This is a genomic window from Pseudomonas sp. DW-iso17, assembly GCF_058725345.1.
Genome location: NZ_JBZXEA010000041.1, coordinates 1 through 17,647, shown reverse-complemented (window position 1 = coordinate 17,647; position 17,647 = coordinate 1). Strand labels below are relative to the sequence as shown.

Here is a 17,647-nt window from a genome sequence, read left to right as displayed (position 1 = left end):
CCTGACACCCCCGATCCAACTGTGGGAGCTGGCTTGCCTGCGATGACGACCTATCAGCCGACACTTCTCTGCCTGACACCCCACAATCCAACTGTGGGAGCGGGCTTGCTCGCGAAGGCGGCCTGACAGGCGACGCTGTTATAGCGAGTACATATCCATTCCTGCGGTAACGGCCACTTAGGGTTCCGCCCTGACGGCGGCTCACTTTCGAAAAGCGCGAAAGTAAGCAAAGCGCTCTTGCCCCACCACTCGGCACCTCGCTTAGGCTCGGTGTGCCCGAACACAGTCTTGAATCCGTGGGCCGCCGCCACGCGCCATCCATGGCGCGGGGCGGCTAACCCGGCGTCCTGCCGGGTTACCCACGAATTCAAGCCTGCGTTCGGCCAGCGTGGTTTAACGGGGCGCCTGAGATCAAAAGCAGAGCAAGATCAAGATCAAGAGCGGCTCGCTTCGCATCGTGGTTACCGTTGGGTGGCAGATTTGAGGTCTTTGTCGATTGAACCGCCGCCATCGCAGGCAAGCCAGCTCCCACTTCTTAATCTGTGTACTTCAATCAATTTTCTCCAGCCACAGACTTTTCCTGTTCCCCAAAGGTCAACATCCTTCAAGCACCTTGACCCAGGAGATTCTCCCAAATGACCGCCCCCAAAGCCCTGTTGATCCTCCACGGCAAACAAGCCCTCAACGAGGATGTGCGCGCTGCCGTGCTGGCCCGGCGTGAGCAGGGTGGGGAGCTGGCCGTGCGGGTGACGTGGGAGGGCGGTGATGCCCGGCGACTGGTCAATGAAGCGCTGGCCGAGGGGTACACCCACATCATTGCCGGCGGTGGCGACGGCACCTTGCGCGATGTGGCCGAAGCCATGGCCCATGCCAACACCGACGCCAGCCTGGTGCTGATGCCCCTGGGCACCGCCAATGATTTCGCCAAGGCCGCCGGCGTGCCGTTGGAGCCGGCTGGCGCCCTGGCCTTGCTGGATGTGCCGCCCAAGGCGATTGACCTGGGCCAGGTCGGTGGGCAAATCTTCCTGAACATGGCCACCGGTGGTTTTGGCAGCCAGGTCACGGCCAACACGTCCGAAGACCTGAAGAAGGTCCTGGGCGGTGCCGCGTACCTGTTTACCGGTTTAACCCGCTTCAGTGAATTGAAAGCCGCCTACGGTGAATTGGAAGGCCCGGATTTCCATTGGAAAGGCGAGTTGCTCGCGCTGGGCATCGGTAACGGTCGCCAGGCCGGTGGCGGGCATGTGCTGTGCCCCGGTGCATTGGCTGATGACGGGCTGTTGGATGTCAGCATCTTGCCGGCGCCTCAAGAGGTGGTCGGCACGTTGCGTGAGTTGATGAACAACGGCTGGGGCCTGGACACCATGTTCGTGCGCGCACGCCTGCCCTGGGTGAAGATCAAGGTCGCACAAGGCTTGTACATCAACCTCGACGGCGAGCCGCTGGAAGGCGACGACCTGCACTTCGAAGCGCTGCCCAAGGCCCTGCGCGTGCACTTGCCGCTGGGTTCGCCGTTAGTCGTCCAGACTGATGATCTGCTCACGCACGGCAAATAACACCAGGCCCGCCACGTCAAAAATCTGCAAGCGCTTCATGATCTGCGAGCGGTGGGCTTCGACAGTCTTGATGCTCAGGCCCAGGCCGTGGGCAATTTCGCGGGTGGATTTGCCGCGCACGATCAAGCGCAGGATTTCCAGTTGCCGCGCCGTCAGGCTGTGGCTGTGGGCGACAGGCGCGCTGGGGGCCTGGCTACGGATCAGCGCCTGGTTGATCACTGTGTGGGCGATGGCGGGGCTCAGGTAGCGTTCGTTGTTACGCAGGGCCAGCAGGGCATGTTCCAGCTCGTTGGCGGTGGTGTCCTTGAGCAGGTAGCCGTGGGCGCCGGACTCCAGTGCGCGCATGATCAGGTCCGGCTCGGTGTGCATCGACAGAATCAGCACCTTGCACGTGGGGTAAAAACGCTTGAGTTGCTGCAAGGCATCCAGCCCGCCGGTGTGCTTCATCGACAGGTCGAGCAGCACGATATCTGGCTGCAAGGCACTGTATTGCTCCAGTAGTTGCGCGCCATCGCTGGCTTCGCCGATGACGCTGTAGCCGGGAATATCCAGAATCAGCGCGCGCACGCCGGCGCGAATCAGTGCATGGTCGTCTACCAAGAGTAAATTGCAGGTCACTCGAGAACCTTAGGGGCGCTGGCCCGTTCGAGAGCGCGGGGCGCCCAAGGGAAAAGTGCGTTGATGCGTGTACCTTTGCCGGGCTCGCTGCTGACGGAAAAGGTGCCTCCCAGTTGGTGTGTTCGTTCGCACATACCGGCCATGCCCCGTTGGCCTTCCCGGCCCGGATCGGGGGCAGGCAAGAACCCCTGGCCGTCATCGCAGATTATCAACGACAAGCCTTCAGGCAGGCGTTGCAGACGCACCAGCAGGTTGCGAGCCTTTGCATGGCGAAGCATGTTGGTCACCGCTTCCTGAGTGACGCGAAAGGCCGCCACGGCCATTTCTTCGGGGATGCCGGTGAGCCGTTGCTGGCACTCCAGGCTCCAGCACACCTGGGTGTTTTCCAGGGTCTTGAGCAGGTGCGCGCGCAGGCTGGCTTCCAGGCCCAGGCTGGTCAGTTGGCGCGGGTTGAGGATGGCACAGACGTCACGCACCTTGGCCAGGGTTTCATTGAGCGTATTGCACAGCACCGAACAATGGTTTTGCAGATCCTGGGGCAGGCGGCGCTGCAGCCATTCACTTTGCAGCTTGGCGGCTGTCAGTAGCTGGCCGATGTCGTCATGCAGTTCGCGGCTGAGTCGGTGACGTTCGTTCTCCTGAACTTGCAATAAGCGGGCGGCCAGTTCCTGAGGCTCGAACTTGATGGCTGTGCGCGAACGCCACTGTTGCAGCCCGACCACCATCAGCGTGGCGAGGTTGAGCAGCACGATCAGCAACGGCAGTGGCGCGTCCAGCAGATAGACCCACAGGCTCGCCACCAACGAGCACAGGCATAGCGAAAGGGTAAGGCGGCGTGCGTGGCTGGGGGACACGGACCTGGCGATAAGTGACTTGAAACTGGCGTACATAGCGGATGGAGCCAATGAGGGTTCACTGCGGGGAGGCCGGTTGACCGGGCTCTGTTTGGAGTGCGCTGCCAAATCGTTTTTAAGCCTGTTGAAGTTAAATCACTTCGGGGGGCGCATAGTAACACCCCTATTAGCGTTGGTCGTCTGATTGGGTTTATGGCCCACGCGAATACTCTGGGCAGGCACCCCAGAGTTCAACATGGAAAGTTGTATTAACAAAGTTGGTTTGTATCGTTATTGCATTGATAGCTAATTGATATTTATTGTGCGCGCCGATCATGCTGCGGAGTGTATTGGGGGGCTTTTTGCGGGATCTGCAAGCTGACCGCCTCAATCAGCGACGACTGCTCTTCTTCATCCAGACTAAGCTTGCCAGTACGGATATCGATCAGTTCCAGTTGCCAGGCCAGTAGCGTCAAGCAGTCATGCAAGGCATGCAGCGCCTGGTCATGCAATTGCACCGGGCTCACGGCATTGGCAATCAAGTATTGAATCTGCCGAGAGAACTCGCTAATGGCCTGCAATGCGAGGCAGTCTGCGCTCTCGGCGAGCTTGTTCAGGCTGGCTTTCATGCAGTCGATAGCGTCACTGTCGTTTCGAATCAAATGCAGGTGGTTCAAGCACTCTTCTGACCTGATCAGCAGCTTTTCAGCCTCGTGCAGGAACTCGGGAAGTGCAGATTGCCACTCGTTACCGTCGTTCATCATGCAGGTCTCCGCAACGTAGGGTCGGATGATGAGATGTCGCACCGGGTGAATGACGTAAAACTAGCGCTGAAATACGGCTCGGACTTGTAGGTCGATTCTGATAATCCAGTAGGACGTTTAGCGAAGTGCTCACGAAAGTCGTATGTAGCCCCGGTTGTACGGGATGACACGACTTCAGTTGCCGATACGTGAGTGCCTGAAAGGCCCGTGGGCCAAGGGCTGGGGATGGCAAACAAAAGCCTGACTCCATTCATGCAATGAGAATGGCGTCACATTAATGGCTATTAGATATCGCGAATATCAGGTTGGGCCTGATTGCGCATAGGGGAATCCCCTATGTGGTGGAACTGCACGTCAATTCGACTGTCGCGCAAGGCGGCTTGAAAGAGCATCAGGGGCCTAGGCAGTAAAGCATGATGTCAGTGTGACATCAATGGATTTACATGGCATTTTATTCGGGTCAAGGTCCGGCGCTTGCCGCCGATAACGTGCTTATACAGTTGCACACCCTTTCAACGCGCCTGCGGCGTGTACACCAGGAGCTTTTAATGGCCGGCATTCTCGACACGGTAGATCAACGCACGCAATTGGTGGGTGAGAATCGCCTGGAAATTCTCATGTTCCGCCTCTTCGGACGGCAGTTGTTCGCGATCAACGTGTTCAAAGTGCAGGAAGTGCTGCAGTTGCCCAAGCTGACCCTGATGCCCCAGCGCCACCCGTTCGTGTGCGGGGTGGTCAACCTGCGTGGCCAGACCCTGCCGGTGATCGACCTGTCCCAGGCCATCGGTATGCGGCCTCTGGTGCCGGGCCCCAACAGCACCATTATCGTCACCGAGTACAACCGCTCGGTGCAGGCGTTCCTGGTGGGCGGCGTCGACCGCATCGTCAACATGAACTGGGAAGCCATCCTGCCGCCGCCGACCAGCGCCGGTCGCCAGCACTATCTCACCGCCATCAGCAAGGTCGATGAGCAACTGGTGGAAATCATCGACGTGGAAAAAGTCCTCGCCGAGATCGTGCCCTACAACGCCAAGGTCTCCCGGGACAAACTTGAAGACCCGGTGCTGGAGCGTGCCCGTGGCCGCGAAGTGCTGCTGGTGGATGACTCCAACGTGGCGTTGTCGCAGCTGCGTGACACCCTGGGCCAGTTGGGTGTGAAGATGCACATTGCCAGCGACGGCCTCAAGGCACTGAACATGCTCAAGGCCTGGGCTGACAGTGGCCAGGTCATGACCGACAAACTGCTGATGATCTTTACCGACGCTGAAATGCCCGAGATGGATGGCTACCGCCTCACCACCGAGATCCGCAACGACCCACGCCTGCGCGGTCTGTACGTGGTGATGCACACCTCGCTGTCGGGCAGCTTCAATGATTCGATGGTCAAGAAGGTCGGCTGCGACAATTTCCTCTCCAAATTCCAGCCGGACAAGCTGGTGGACGTGGTGCGCCAGCGACTGATGTTGGACGAAATGCCCGCCTGACTTTAGGATGACACTTTGTTTCCTAGGAAGGCAGGCCCATGCTGCGTCTCAGCGCGTTGTACCGTTACCCCTTGAAGTCCGGCAAGGCCGAAACTTTGCAGCAGATTGGGCTGGATAAACTCGGGTTGGACGGGGATCGACGCTGGATGCTGGTGGATGAAGCCAGCGGGCGGTTCCTGACGCAGCGGGCCGTGGCGAAGATGAGCCAGCTCTCGGCGTTATGGAACAGCAGCGGGGGCCTCACCCTGAGCTCGCCGGGCTACGCGTCGCTGGATGTGGCATTGCCGGGCAGCGCCAGCGAACTGCGCGGTGTGACCATTTGGCGTGACACGCTGCGCGTGCCGGATGCTGGCGATGAGGCCGCGGCCTGGGTCAGCGCCTTCATTGGCAAGCCGACGCGCCTGGTGCAACTGCCCCTGGAACGTGCGCGCACCACCGAAGCCGGTTATGGCAAGGATGACGACAAGGTCGGCTTCGCTGACGGCTACCCGTTGCTGTTGATCGGCCAGGGCTCCCTCGACGACTTGTGTGTAAAGATCGGCCGCCCGATGGAGATGCTGCGTTTTCGTCCCAACCTGGTCATCGAAGGCGCCGAGGCCTTCGCCGAAGACGGCTGGAAGCGCTTGCGCATCGGCGATGTGGAGTTTCGGGTGGTCAAGCCGTGTTCGCGGTGCATCCTCACCACCATCGACCCCCAGACCGGTGAGCGCAGCCCCGACCGCGAGCCCTTCACGACACTGGAAACCTACCGCAAGACCGAAAAGGGCGCGATGTTCGGCCAGAACCTGGTCAACGATGGCATCGGGCGCCTGGAAGTCGGCATGCCGGTAACGGTGTTGGAATAAAAAAAGCCCGTCTGGTGGGAGACGGGCTTTTTTGTGTGCCGGGTACCGCTTAGCCGCGGTATTCACACAGGTAGGCGGTGTCCACCGCAACCTTCAATTGGAACTTGCTGTTGGCCGGTACGTGGAACTGACTGCCGGCGGCGAAGGTTTCCCAGTCGCTGCTGTCAGGCAGCTTCACGGTCAGGGCGCCGGAGACCACGTGCATGATTTCACGTTGGGCGGTGCCGAATTCGTATTCACCCGGAGCCATCACGCCGATGGTCGCCGGCCCTTCTGCGGTGCCGAAAGCGATCGACTTGACGGTGCCGTCGAAGTACTCGTTGACTTTGAACATGGGTGAATCCTCGGAAAAGATGGATGCTTACGCTCATCACTGCAGGCGCGGGCTTCTGTGGCGAGGGAGCTTGCTCCCGTTGACTGCGTAGCAGTCCCCGTTTTTTGGGGGCGCTTCGCACCCCAGCGCAAGCAAGCTTGCTCGCCACAGGATTTCGTTGGTGCAGGTGGGTAGCAACAAAGGAAAATGGCTGGCCAGTATGCCCAAGGCTGCAAGCGCTGCCTAGACCGGCAAAATCAATGGCAGCAGGCGCGCGGTGTTGCGTGCATCCTCCAGGGCGCGATGCTGCTGGCCATTGAACTGCATTCCGGCCAATTGCAGCGCACCATTGAGCCCCAGCGGCTTGTCCAGGCGCCGGGCCTTGGCAAAGCGTTGCTTGAGGTTCACATGCGGCGTGTCGCCCAAGGTGCTGGCGAGGCCATGGCGCTGCCACTCCAGCTCAAGCTGCACGCGATCATAGTCACCCCAGCTGGCCCAGCCTTCCAGGCGTGGCTGATGTTGGCCCAGCCAGCGCTCGAACAGCGGCCACACCTCGGTGATCGGCGCGGCCATGTCGATATTGGCCTGGGTGATATGGGTGAGTTTGCGGCAAAAGGGTGTCAGCAATGGCCGGCGCATGGGCCGCACAAAGCGCTGGAAGTGGTCCAGTTCGCGGCCCTGGCGGTTGACCAGGCTGGCACCGATCTCGATGACTTCCATCTCCGTCACGGGCCAGCCGCCGTCATCCGTTGTGGCTTCAAGGTCAATAATCAGCCAATGAGGCATGTGCAGGTTCCCGTACTCGTCCCTTCCTGATGGGGATAGAGCGTAGCCCGGCCCTGTAGTTCCGCCTAGGGGCGTTATTCGATCTCGAGCAAAACCTGACGGTTGCGCACCTGATCGCCCGTCATGACGCGCATCTCCTTGACGGTGCCATCGATGCCGGCCTTCAACGGGTGCTCCATTTTCATCGCTTCGAGCACCAGCAACAGTTGGCCTTTGCTGACGGCCTCACCGACGCACACCCGTATATCGACGATGGCGCCGTCCATGGGCGCCTGGACCGTACCGCTGCTGGCGTCGGCCTGGCGGCTGGCGACTTGCTGGGTGCGGTCGGTGACGGTCAGCCCTGGCAGCCATAGCCGGTTGCCGTCCAGGTGATAGGCGATGCGGCGGCGGATACCGTTGATGACCAGGCTGGCGTGGCGGCTGTCGGTGGTGAGTTGCAGGTCGTCAACGCTGACACTGTGGAGTTGGCCGTTGACCTCCAGGCGGTACGTGGCGGGGACACTCGCCGTGTTGCGCCAGCGCGCGAGTGTTTGGGGGTGCTGGTTGGCGCTGTGTTGATAAAACAGCGCGGCGGCCAGCGAGAGCTGTTCAGCGGTCGCCGTCTGCTGTGAGATGACGCTGAAGTGTTCGGCGATCAAGCCCGTGCTGAAGTCGCCGTTGATAAAGTCCGGGTGCTTGAGCAGGTCGATGAGCAAGCGCTGATTGGTCGCTACCCCCAGTAATACACTGTCTTCCACGGCCCGCAGCAGTTTTCGCCGGGCTTCTTCGCGGCTGGCGCCGTGGGCGATGATCTTGCCCAGCATTGGGTCGTAGAACGGGCTGACGGTTTGGCCTTCAAGCAATCCATGGTCGATGCGTACGCCGGGGGCTGGTTCCCAACGCAACACGTCACCGGTTTGCGGCAGGAAACCCTGGGCCGGGTCTTCGGCGTACAGGCGCACTTCCATGGCGTGGCCGGTCAGGGTCACCTGTGATTGGGTGAGTGGCAGCGGTTGGCCGGCGGCGATCTGCAACTGCCAGTCCACCAGGTCGAGGCCGGTAATCATCTCGGTGACGGGGTGTTCGACTTGCAGGCGTGTGTTCATTTCCAGGAAATAGAACTGGCCGTTGCGGTCGAGCAGAAACTCCACGGTGCCGGCACCTACATAGTTCACCGCCCGCCCGGCCTTGAGCGCGGCTTCGCCCATGGCCTGGCGCAGATCGGCCGTCATCACGGGGCAGGGCGCTTCTTCAATGACTTTCTGATGGCGGCGCTGGATCGAACAGTCGCGCTCGCCGAGGTAGATGAGGTTGCCATGGCGGTCGCCGAACAGTTGCACTTCCACGTGGCGCGGGTCGATCAACGCCTGTTCGAGGATCAGCTCGTCGCTGCCGAACGCATTCATGGCTTCCGAGCGTGCGGTGCGCAGTTGCTCCAGCAGCTGTTCGCGCTGATGCACCAGACGCATGCCTCGTCCACCGCCACCGGCGCTGGCCTTGATCATCAGCGGGAAGCCGATGCGTTCGGCTTCCTGTTGCAGGGCGGCATCGTCCTGGGCACTGCCTTGGTAGCCGGCGATGCAAGGTACGCCGGCGTCGAGCATGGCGAGTTTGGACAGGCGTTTGCTGCCCATCAGTTCGATCGCCTCGACGCTGGGGCCGATGAAGGTGAGCGTGGCCTGCTGGCAGGCGCGGGCGAAGTCGGGGTTTTCCGAGAGGAAACCGTAGCCGGGGTGAATGGCGTCGGCGCCGGTCAGCTGGGCGGCGGCGAGGATGGCCTCTGTGTTCAGGTAGGACTGGTGGACGGGCGCCGGGCCGATGTGTACGGCTTCGTCGGCCATCTGCACGTGCAGGGCGTCGGTATCCGCGTCGCTGTACACGGCCACGGTGCGGTAGCCGAGGGCCTGGGCAGTGCGCTGGATGCGGCAGGCGATTTCGCCGCGGTTGGCGATCAGGATCTTGCTGAATGCGGGCATTGGGTTATCCCTTGATGAATGTGGCGTGTGTTGGGGCCTCTTCGCAGGCAAGCCAGCTCCCACATTTGAAATGTGTTCCCCTGTGGGAGCTGGCTTGCCTGCGATGGCGTCATCGAGACCAACTCGGCTTTCGCTTCTGCACAAACGCCTGCGTCCCCTCAACCCCTTCCTCACTCCTCACCGCCTCGGCAAACCACTGCGCCCCGCGATCCAGCACGGTCTCAAGGGGCTCATCCACACTGGCCAACAACAAGGCTTTGGTTCGTGCATTGGCCCCCGGCGCACACTGCAACACCTGCCCCAACACCTCATCCACCCGCTGCGCCAATGCCTGGGCGTCGTGCTCGACAAAATGCACCACCCCCAACCGCCCAGCCTCAATCCCATCAAACCGCGCCGCCGTCAGCGCCAGGCGCCGCGCCTGGGTCAAGCCAATACGCTTGACCACAAAGGGCGCAATCTGCGCCGGCAACAAGCCCAGGCGGGTTTCCGGCAAGCCGAATTGCGCCTGGCCCTGTGCAATCGCAATATCACTCACGCACGCCAGCCCGAACCCACCGCCCAGCACCGCGCCTTGCAGCACCACGATCACCACCTGCGCCAGCGCCTCCACCTCTTGCAGCAAGGTCCCAAACGCGCGGTTCAACGCTTGCAGTTGATCCCCCGCGCCGACCAGATCCTTCACATCGGCCCCCGCACAAAAATGCCCGCCCGCGCCGCTGATCACCACGGCGCGCACCTGGCTGTCCAACTGCGCCAGTACCGTACGTAGCTCCTTGACCATTTCAAGGCTCATCGCATTGCGGCATTCAGGCCGGTTGAGGGTGACGTGGAGCACGCCGTTGTGGGCTTCGAGCAGCAAGGTGTTCATGGCTTTTTACCGGGCAGGGTGCCCATCAGTTTGCAGATGATGCCCAGCATGATTTCGTCGGCACCGCCGCCAATCGACACCAGGCGCACGTCGCGATAGGCGCGGGCCACCGGGTTGTCCCACATGAACCCCATGCCGCCCCAATATTGCAGGCAACTGTCGCTGACCTCACGGCCCAGGCGCCCGGCTTTGAGCTTGGCCATGGAGGCCAGTCGCGTGACGTCCTGGCCTTTGATGTATTGCTCGGTGGCCTGGTAGACCAAGGCGCGCAGGCATTCGATTTCGGTGGCCAGTTCCGCCAGGCGGAAGTGGATCACCTGGTTGTCGATCAACGCCTTGCCGAAGGTCTGGCGCTCCTTGCAGTATTCGATGGTGCTGTCGATGCAGTACTCCAGGCCCTTGATCATATTGGCCGCGCCAAACAGGCGTTCTTCCTGGAACTGCAACATCTGCATCATGAAGCCCGCGCCCTCGTGGCCGATGCGGTTGCGTTGCGGCACGCGCACGTCGTCGAAAAACACCTGGGCGGTCTCGGAGCTGTGCATGCCGAGTTTTTCCAACGGCGGGCTGACACTGATGCCGGGGCTGTTCATCGGCACCATGATCAGGGATTTGTTGATATGCGGCTTGTCGTCCGAGGTGTTGGCGAGCAGGCAGATGAAGTCGGCGCTGGGCGAATTGGTGATCCACATCTTGCTGCCATTGATCACATAGTCGTCGCCATCCTTGCGCGCATGGGTCTTGAGCCCGGCCACGTCGGAGCCGGCGGCGGTTTCCGAGACGCCGATGCAGCCCACCTGTTCGCCGCTGATGGCCGGGCGCAGGAACTCTTCGCGCAGTTCATCGGAGCCGAAGCGCGCCAGGGCCGGGGTGCACATATCGGTCTGCACACCAATGGACATGGGGATGCCGCCGCAGCGGATGGTGCCGAACTCTTCGGCGGCGATGATGGAGTAGCTGTAGTCCAGGCCCATGCCGCCGAATTTTTCCGGTTTGGAAATGCCCAGCAGGCCGAGGTCGCCTGCTTTGCGGAAGATCTCGTGAATGGGAAAGCGCCCGGCTTTTTCCCATTCATCCACGTACGGGTTGATCTCGCGGTCGACGAAGGCGCGCACGGTGCGGCGCAGTTCCTGGTGTTCCTGGGTGAAGATCATTTTTATTGTTCTCCCTGTTGGGACGCGGAGCGTCCTGGTTTGCATTCCCACGCGGAGCGTGGGAACGATCAGCGCGCTACGCCGAAGGTGTTCGGTTGCAGTTGCCGCAGTTCGGCTTCGTGACAGATATCCAGCAAAAAACCGAGCAAGGTGCGGGTGTCCCGTGGATCAATCAGCCCGTCGTCCCACAGGTTGGCGCTGCCGTAGAGGGCGGTGGACTGGCTGTCGAGCTTCTGCGCGGTGACCTGTTCGAGCATGTCGAGCACTTTGGGGTCGGGCACCAGGCCGTCCTTGAGTTGCTTGGCCTCGGTGACAATGCGCAGCACCTTACCGGCCTGTGCGCCGCCCATCACCGCAGTACGGCTGTTGGGCCAGGCGAAGATAAAGCGCGGGTCCAGGCCGCGGCCGCACATGGCGTAGTTGCCGGCACCGTAGGAACCCCCGACCACGATGGTGAGTTTAGGCACGCGGGCATTGGCCACAGCCTGGATCATCTTCGCGCCGTGCTTGATCACCCCTTGCTGTTCCGACTCGGTGCCCACCATGAAGCCGGTGGTGTTGTGCAAAAACAGCAGCGGCGTGCGGCTTTGGTCGCACAGCTGGATAAACTGCGCGGCCTTGCTCGCGCCCTTCGGCGTGATGGGGCCGTTATTGCCGATCACTCCCACGGCGCGCCCCTGGATATGCAGATGGGCACAGACGGTGTGGGGGTCGAACTCGCCTTTGAATTCCAGCAGGTTGGAACCGTCAGCCAGGCGCGCCAGGATCTCGCGCACGTCGTAGGGTTTTTTCGGGTCATCGGGGATCAGCCCCAACAGCTCTTCAATCGGATACAGCGGTTCGCGATAAGCGCGTTGTGGCGCGTGCGGCAAGCGATCATTCCAGGGCAGCAGGCCCACAATTTCACGCACGATGCGCACGCCGTCGGCATCGTCTTGGGCCAGGTACTCAGCGGTGCCGGCGGTTTGCGCGTGCATCTGCGCACCCCCCAGTTCTTCATCGGTGGCGACTTCGCCAGTGGCGGCCTTGAGCAACGGTGGCCCGGCGAGGAACAGCTTGGCCTTGCCGCGCACCACCACCACGTAATCCGACAGGCCCGGCTGATACGCACCGCCGGCCGTGGCCGAGCCGTGCACCACGGTAATCTGCGGCAAGCCCATGGCGGACATGCGGGCCTGGTTGGCAAAGCTGCGCGCGCCTTCGACGAAAATCTCGGCGGCGTAGTTGAGGTTGGCGCCGCCGCTTTCGGCGAGGGTCACCACCGGCAGTTTGTTCTCCATGGCGATCTGTTGCAGGCGCAGAGATTTCTTCAGCCCGGAAGGGGAAATGGTGCCACCTTTGATCGCGCTGTTGTTGGCCACCACCAGCATGCGCACGCCGCTGACATAGCCGATGCCGGCGATCAGCCCGCCACCGGCGGCGCTGCCGTCCTTGTCGTCGTGGAGCTTGTAGCCGGCCAGGCTGGCCAGCTCCAGGAACGGCGCGCCGGGGTCCAGCAGCAGGTTGAGGCGCTCACGGGGCAGCAATTGGCCGCGCTTGTCGAACTTGGGCTTGGCTTCCTGGGCCTTGGCCAGCAGGGCGTGTTCCAGTTGGCGCAGTTGGGCGATGCACGCCAGCATGGCTTCACGGTTTTGCGCGAAGGCTGGGCTGTTGGGGTCGATCAGGGTTTCAATGGTTGGCATGGCGTTATTGCTCCGCCTTGAGCACATCCGGCAGGTAGGCGCGGTGGAACCCGTTGAACGGCTCGCTCGGCGCCTGCGCCTTGTGCAGCGGCCATGCGCGGCTGCCCAGGCTGGCGGCGCCGTCGATGCGCAGGGTGCTACCGCTGATAAAGGCCGCAGCCGGGCTGAGCAAAAAGACGATGGCCGCGCTGACTTCCGACTCGGTGCCGATGCGCTTGAGCGGCACATGCTCACGCAGGGTGGGAATCACCGCCTTGAAGGCGCCTTCGTAGGTGTCCATGCCGCTGGAGGCAATCCAGCCAGGCGCCACGGCGTTGACGCGCACCCCGGCATAGCCCCACTCAAACGCGGCGGTCTTGGTGAAGTTGTCCATGCCGGAGCGCGCCGCGCCGGAGTGGCCCATGCCGGGCATGCCGCCCCACATGTCGGCGAGCATGTTTACGATCGCGCCACCGTGCTTGCTCATCGACTGGTTGAACACTTCCCGCGCCATCAGGAAACCGCCCACCAGGTTGGTGCGCAGTACGGTTTCAAAGCCCTTCTGATTGATCGCCGCCAGTGGCGACGGGTATTGGCCTCCCGCGTTATTCACCAGGCCATGGATGGGGCCGTGGTCGTGCAGGATCTGCGTGACCAGCGCTTTCACCGCCTCTTCCTCACGAATGTCACAGGCATGCCAATGGGCCACGCCGCCATCTTCAGCAATTTCCGCCGCGACCTTCTGCAGTTTTTCTGGCTTGCGCCCCACCAGGATCACGCAGGCACCAAGGGCCGCCAGCTCATGGGCGGTGCAGCGGCCAATGCCACTGCCGCCTCCGGTGACAATCACGGTTTGCCCCTTGAACAGGTCGGCTTTGAAGATCGAGTCGAAGGCCACGGCGACGGTCCTTTAGGTGAGTTGGTCGGCAATGTGTTGCGGCACGGCGATGGGGATTTCCAGCAGTTGCTGAGCGAAGGCTTTGCCTTGCGGGTCGATGCGCAGGCTGGCGATACCGCCGCCGCCCAGGGCATTCTCCAGCAGGAAATTCAGGCTGTGGCTGCCGGGCAAATACCAGCGTTCGACGCGGCCATGGATCGGGTCGAGCACGTGGTCCATCCAGTCGACGATTACCTCCGGGGTCAGGGCTTCGGCGATCCACGGCAGGTAGTCAGGGTGGCGAGCGATCACGCCGATATTGCTGTGGTTGCCCTTGTCACCTGAGCGCGCCACGGCGAGTTTCACCAGCGGCACACTGGCATCGGCACGGCCCTCCGGCTTGGCCGGCTCGATGGGCACAGCCGGCGTGAGCAGAGGCGCGGAGGCGGGCAGCTCGACGGCATGACGTTGGTCTTGGTACTCGATGGCGACGCTACACCGTGATTTGTCGACCAGGAACGAAAACAGCCGAATCAGCGGATACACCGTCGGCCGCCCGCCCACAATGCCGGTCAGCCCCGGTGCCATGCCGGTGGCCGCCTGGGCGATCTCGCGGGCGAACAGCACCAGTGCCTGCTTGCTCGGGTGCCGCACCGCCAGCTTCACCACCACTTCACGGCAATCCGCACGCCGGGCGTGGGCGCCGTAGGTGGCTTCGCTGCCGAGCAGTTCGATGTTGACGTCGGTGTAGGGCGCCCAGCCGCGCTGGCTGAACAGCTCCGAAGTCTTGTTGATGAGCGCCTGGCTGACCCGCTCGGCCTTGGCCACCGCGTCGATGCCAGCGAGCAGGCAACTGGCGGTGCAGCGAAAGCCATCGGGGTAGGTGGCGCTGACCTTGTACTGGTCGGTGGGTGGCAGGCCCTTGGCGCCGTGCAGGCGCACCGCGTGTTTGCCTTGTTGCTGCAGTTTGACCTGGCTGAAATCGCAGATCACGTCCGGCAGCACATAGGCGCGCGGGTCACCGATTTCATACAGCAGTTGTTCGGCCACGCTGAGTTCGCTGATCAGCCCCCCGCTGCCTTCGACCTTGTTGACGGTGAACTGGCCGTCGGCGCTGACTTCGACGATAGGGAAGCCGATGTGTTCGTAGTCGGGCACGTCACGCCAGTCGGTGAAGTTTCCGCCGGTGCATTGGGCGCCGCATTCGATGATATGCCCGGCCAGGGCGGCCTGGGCCAAGTGATCGTAGTCCTGCCATGACCAATTGAATTCATGCACCAGTGCCGCGCTGACCACTGCGCTGTCGACCACCCGGCCGGTGATGACAATATCAGCGCCGAGCCCCAGGGCCTGGGCAATGCCCGGTGCGCCGAGGTAGGCGTTGGCGGACACGCACAGGGGCGGCAGCGGAGCGCCGTTGTACAGGTCGGTGACAGGTGGCAGCTGTTTGAGTTGAGGGTGCAGGTCATCGCCGAGCAACACGGCGATTTTCAGCGGGATGTGCGCGTTATCGCAGGCCGCTTGCAGGGCGGCGGCGCAGGCTTGGGGGTTGATACCACCGGCATTGCTGATCACCCGGATGCCCTGGCGCTGGATATCCGCCAGCAGGGGTGTCAGCACCTCGACAAAATCCGTGGCGTAACCGGCCTTGGGGTCTTTCAGGCGGGCACCGGCGAGGATCGACAGGGTGACTTCCGCGAGGTAATCGAACACCAGGTAATCCAAGGCACCGCCCTGCACCAATTGGGCGGCGGCGGTGCAAGTGTCGCCCCAGAAGGCGCTGGCGCAGCCGATACGTACCGTCTTGCTCATGAGAAATCCTTCCTCTAAGGGCTGGTGCCGAGACTACCAAGCAAGCGCTTGGTTTGTAAACTCCAGTCACAAGTTTTACCCAAGCGCTTGCTTGGGTGGCAGTCACGGCCTAAATTGCCGGCCAAGACGACAGTAGACGTGAAGGAGAGCAGCATGGATGAGCACAAAGCCCTGGGGGTGATGCGCACCATGGTCGACAGTGGCCAATTGACCGACCCCGAGAGCGCCCGCGGCAAGTTGCTGCAAACCGCGGCTCATCTGTTTCGTAACAAGGGTTTCGAGCGCACCACCGTGCGAGATCTGGCCAGCGCCGTGGGCATCCAGTCCGGCAGCATCTTTCATCACTTCAAGAGCAAGGATGAGATATTGCGTGCCGTGATGGAGGAAACCATCCATTACAACACCGCGATGATGCGCGCTTCACTGGAGGAGGCGAGCACGGTGCGCGAACGCGTGCTGGCGCTGATCCGCTGCGAGTTGCAGTCGATCATGGGCGGCAGTGGCGAGGCCATGGCGGTGCTGGTCTACGAATGGCGCTCGCTGTCGGCCGAAGGCCAGGCGCACGTGCTGGCCCTGCGTGACGTGTATGAGCAGATCTGGTTGCAGGTACTGGGCGAGGCCAAGGCCGCTGGCTACATCCGGGGCGATGTGTTTATTACCCGGCGCTTCCTCACCGGGGCCTTATCCTGGACCACCACCTGGTTTCGTGCCCAAGGCAGCCTGACCCTTGAGGAGTTGGCCGAAGAGGCCTTGTTGATGGTGCTGAAGTCGGACTGAGGCGCAAGTTATTAATTTGCTGGCGAAAGTTGTCTCCCCCAGTAAAAACGCCTAGCTTATCGGCATTGAACTCTTCAACGGTGTGTGCCTCGATGTTTTCGCCATGGCGGCTGGCTGCAGGACTTACTTTATGGGCACTGGGCACCGCCGCGTGGACGCAGGCCGGTGCCGCGCAGTTGGTGAGAATCGGCGCGGCGCATTTTCCGCCCTACACCGTACGCCCTGAACAAGGCGCCGACACCGGGTTGCTGCCGCAATTGGTCGAGGCGTTGAACGCTGCGCAAACCGATTACCAGTTTGTGGTGGTGCCTACCTCGATACCTCGGCGTTTTCGTGACTTCGAGCAAGGCCGGGTCGACATGGCTATCTTCGAAAACCCGTCCTGGGGTTGGCAGAATATTGCCCATACCAGTGTTGATATGGGGCTGGAAGATGCGGAGATTTTTGTCGCTCAGCGTCAGCCCGGTCGCGACCAGAGTTATTTTTCCGACCTCACCGGCAAGCGCCTGGCGGTATTCAGCGGGTATCACTATGCCTTTGCTGACTTCAATCCCGATCCCAAGAACATGGCCGAGCGTTTCAACGCGACGTTGACCTACTCCCATGACAGTAATCTGCTGATGGTTGCTCGTGGGCGTGCAGATATTGCGCTGGTTACCCGCTCGTACCTGAGTGATTTCATGGTGCGCAACGCGGACATGGCGGGGCAGTTTTTGGTGTCGGAGCGTATTGACCAGGTGTATCACCACTATGCGTTGTTGCGGCCCAAGGCACCGATCACTGGTCCGGCGTTTGCCGAACTGCTCAAGCGTCTGCGCGACAGTGGCCAGATGCTGAAGATTTTTGAGCCGTATCGTATTGATGTGACGCCGGTGCCCTGAGGTCTTTGTGAATAAAATCCTTCGGGCGCAGTGGGATCAACTGTGGGAGCTGGCTTGCCTGCGATGGCGGCCTGACAGCCGACACAGATTAACTGATGCTGATGCCCCGCGATCCAATGTGGGAGCTGGCTTGCCTGCGAAGACGGCCTGACAGTCAACACAGTTGGACCGTGTACATATCCATCCCTGCGGTAACGGCTACTTAGGGTTCCGCTTTTACAGCGGCTCACTTTTGAAAAGCCGGAATGCCGGCCCAGACAAAAGTAAGCAAAACGCTCTTGCCCCACCACTCGGCACCTCGCCCAGGCTCGGTGTGCCCGTAATCCGCCAGTGATTTGGGGGGCCGCCGCCACGCGCCATCCATGGCGCGGGGCGGCTAAACCGGCATCCCTGCCGGTTTACCCCCCAAATCCCTGTCGAATTCCGGCCAGCGTGGTTTAACGGGGCGCCTAAGATC

At 61.7% G+C, this 17,647-nt stretch carries 16 protein-coding genes; 5 read left to right on the top strand and 11 right to left on the bottom strand.

All coding sequences use genetic code 11. The features are described 5' to 3' along the window. Positions 1-635: 635 nt before the first annotated feature. Positions 636-1,556 carry a lipid kinase YegS gene (gene yegS / locus AC4PS6_RS20995; RefSeq protein WP_282399285.1) on the top strand — a complete coding sequence of 307 codons (921 nt, stop codon included), beginning with the start codon at positions 636-638 and terminating at the stop codon, positions 1,554-1,556. Here the strand turns inward: yegS and AC4PS6_RS20990 are convergent. From AC4PS6_RS20990 to AC4PS6_RS20980, 3 genes are all read right to left on the bottom strand, one after another. Next, positions 1,515-2,174 (bottom strand): response regulator, encoded by a 660-nt coding sequence (locus AC4PS6_RS20990; RefSeq protein WP_014719328.1) that lies wholly within the window; start codon positions 2,172-2,174, stop codon positions 1,515-1,517. The genes yegS and AC4PS6_RS20990 overlap by 42 nt on opposite strands. After that, a complete protein-coding gene (locus AC4PS6_RS20985) occupies positions 2,171-3,064 on the bottom strand; it encodes a sensor histidine kinase (RefSeq protein ID WP_014719327.1) in 894 nt (297 codons plus the stop codon). The genes AC4PS6_RS20990 and AC4PS6_RS20985 overlap by 4 nt, the downstream gene beginning before the upstream one ends. 260 nt (positions 3,065-3,324) lie before the next feature. Beyond that, positions 3,325-3,771 (bottom strand): hypothetical protein, encoded by a 447-nt coding sequence (locus AC4PS6_RS20980; RefSeq protein WP_014719326.1) that lies wholly within the window; start codon positions 3,769-3,771, stop codon positions 3,325-3,327. A gap of 548 nt (positions 3,772-4,319) precedes the next feature. Here AC4PS6_RS20980 and AC4PS6_RS20975 point away from each other — a divergent pair. Next, a complete protein-coding gene (locus tag AC4PS6_RS20975; RefSeq protein ID WP_003192887.1) occupies positions 4,320-5,255 on the top strand; it encodes a chemotaxis protein CheV in 936 nt (311 codons plus the stop codon). A gap of 38 nt (positions 5,256-5,293) precedes the next feature. Then, positions 5,294-6,100, top strand: a complete 807-nt coding sequence (locus AC4PS6_RS20970) for an MOSC domain-containing protein (protein ID WP_019818541.1) — start codon at positions 5,294-5,296, stop codon at positions 6,098-6,100. Between the two features lie 49 nt (positions 6,101-6,149). Here the strand turns inward: AC4PS6_RS20970 and ppnP are convergent, their stop codons facing one another. The 8 genes from ppnP to AC4PS6_RS20930 form a co-directional block, all read right to left on the bottom strand. Then, entirely contained in the window at positions 6,150-6,434 is a 285-nt protein-coding gene (ppnP, locus tag AC4PS6_RS20965; RefSeq protein WP_014719324.1) for a pyrimidine/purine nucleoside phosphorylase, read from the bottom strand. A 222-nt stretch (positions 6,435-6,656) separates the two neighbouring features. Beyond that, positions 6,657-7,199, bottom strand: a complete 543-nt coding sequence (locus tag AC4PS6_RS20960) for a 3'-5' exonuclease (RefSeq protein WP_336827296.1) — start codon at positions 7,197-7,199, stop codon at positions 6,657-6,659. Between the two features lie 74 nt (positions 7,200-7,273). Beyond that, positions 7,274-9,157 (bottom strand): acetyl-CoA carboxylase biotin carboxylase subunit, encoded by a 1,884-nt coding sequence (locus AC4PS6_RS20955; protein ID WP_336827297.1) that lies wholly within the window; start codon positions 9,155-9,157, stop codon positions 7,274-7,276. Between the two features lie 109 nt (positions 9,158-9,266). After that, positions 9,267-10,028, bottom strand: a complete 762-nt coding sequence (locus AC4PS6_RS20950; protein ID WP_019818530.1) for an enoyl-CoA hydratase/isomerase family protein — start codon at positions 10,026-10,028, stop codon at positions 9,267-9,269. After that, entirely contained in the window at positions 10,025-11,182 is a 1,158-nt protein-coding gene (gene atuD / locus AC4PS6_RS20945; RefSeq protein ID WP_020302544.1) for a citronellyl-CoA dehydrogenase, read from the bottom strand. Before atuD ends, AC4PS6_RS20950 begins: the two co-directional genes overlap by 4 nt. Before the next feature lie 68 nt (positions 11,183-11,250). Continuing rightward, positions 11,251-12,864 carry a geranyl-CoA carboxylase subunit beta gene (gene atuC, locus AC4PS6_RS20940; RefSeq protein ID WP_019818528.1) on the bottom strand — a complete coding sequence of 538 codons (1,614 nt, stop codon included), beginning with the start codon at positions 12,862-12,864 and terminating at the stop codon, positions 11,251-11,253. A gap of 4 nt (positions 12,865-12,868) precedes the next feature. Next, positions 12,869-13,741, bottom strand: coding sequence for an SDR family oxidoreductase (locus tag AC4PS6_RS20935; protein WP_073454665.1), 873 nt, complete (start codon positions 13,739-13,741; stop codon positions 12,869-12,871). 12 nt (positions 13,742-13,753) lie between these two features. Next, entirely contained in the window at positions 13,754-15,532 is a 1,779-nt protein-coding gene (locus AC4PS6_RS20930) for an acyclic terpene utilization AtuA family protein (RefSeq protein ID WP_020302547.1), read from the bottom strand. Positions 15,533-15,685: 153 nt separating this feature from the next. Here AC4PS6_RS20930 and AC4PS6_RS20925 point away from each other — a divergent pair, with 153 nt between their 5' ends. Then, complete coding sequence (locus tag AC4PS6_RS20925) at positions 15,686-16,309, top strand: TetR/AcrR family transcriptional regulator (RefSeq protein ID WP_014719316.1); 624 nt, start codon at positions 15,686-15,688, stop codon at positions 16,307-16,309. 92 nt (positions 16,310-16,401) lie between these two features. Further along, on the top strand, positions 16,402-17,190 hold the full coding sequence (locus AC4PS6_RS20920) for a substrate-binding periplasmic protein (RefSeq protein ID WP_020302548.1): 789 nt from the start codon (positions 16,402-16,404) through the stop codon (positions 17,188-17,190). Positions 17,191-17,647: the final 457 nt, after the last annotated feature.

Excerpts from the sequence above, each read along its gene's own strand:
- AC4PS6_RS20920 (WP_020302548.1), top strand. The coding sequence starts at position 16,402 with ATGTTTTCGCCATGGCGGCTGGCTGCAGGACTTACTTTATGGGCACTG.
- AC4PS6_RS20985 (WP_014719327.1), bottom strand. The coding sequence starts at position 3,064 with ATGTACGCCAGTTTCAAGTCACTTATCGCCAGGTCCGTGTCCCCCAGC.
- AC4PS6_RS20980 (WP_014719326.1), bottom strand. The coding sequence starts at position 3,771 with ATGATGAACGACGGTAACGAGTGGCAATCTGCACTTCCCGAGTTCCTG.
- AC4PS6_RS20950 (WP_019818530.1), bottom strand. The coding sequence starts at position 10,028 with ATGAACACCTTGCTGCTCGAAGCCCACAACGGCGTGCTCCACGTCACC.
- atuC (WP_019818528.1), bottom strand. The coding sequence starts at position 12,864 with ATGCCAACCATTGAAACCCTGATCGACCCCAACAGCCCAGCCTTCGCG.
- atuD (WP_020302544.1), bottom strand. The coding sequence starts at position 11,182 with ATGATCTTCACCCAGGAACACCAGGAACTGCGCCGCACCGTGCGCGCC.
- yegS (WP_282399285.1), top strand. The coding sequence starts at position 636 with ATGACCGCCCCCAAAGCCCTGTTGATCCTCCACGGCAAACAAGCCCTC.
- AC4PS6_RS20930 (WP_020302547.1), bottom strand. The coding sequence starts at position 15,532 with ATGAGCAAGACGGTACGTATCGGCTGCGCCAGCGCCTTCTGGGGCGAC.
- AC4PS6_RS20970 (WP_019818541.1), top strand. The coding sequence starts at position 5,294 with ATGCTGCGTCTCAGCGCGTTGTACCGTTACCCCTTGAAGTCCGGCAAG.
- ppnP (WP_014719324.1), bottom strand. The coding sequence starts at position 6,434 with ATGTTCAAAGTCAACGAGTACTTCGACGGCACCGTCAAGTCGATCGCT.
- AC4PS6_RS20955 (WP_336827297.1), bottom strand. The coding sequence starts at position 9,157 with ATGCCCGCATTCAGCAAGATCCTGATCGCCAACCGCGGCGAAATCGCC.
- AC4PS6_RS20960 (WP_336827296.1), bottom strand. The coding sequence starts at position 7,199 with ATGCCTCATTGGCTGATTATTGACCTTGAAGCCACAACGGATGACGGC.
- AC4PS6_RS20975 (WP_003192887.1), top strand. The coding sequence starts at position 4,320 with ATGGCCGGCATTCTCGACACGGTAGATCAACGCACGCAATTGGTGGGT.
- AC4PS6_RS20925 (WP_014719316.1), top strand. The coding sequence starts at position 15,686 with ATGGATGAGCACAAAGCCCTGGGGGTGATGCGCACCATGGTCGACAGT.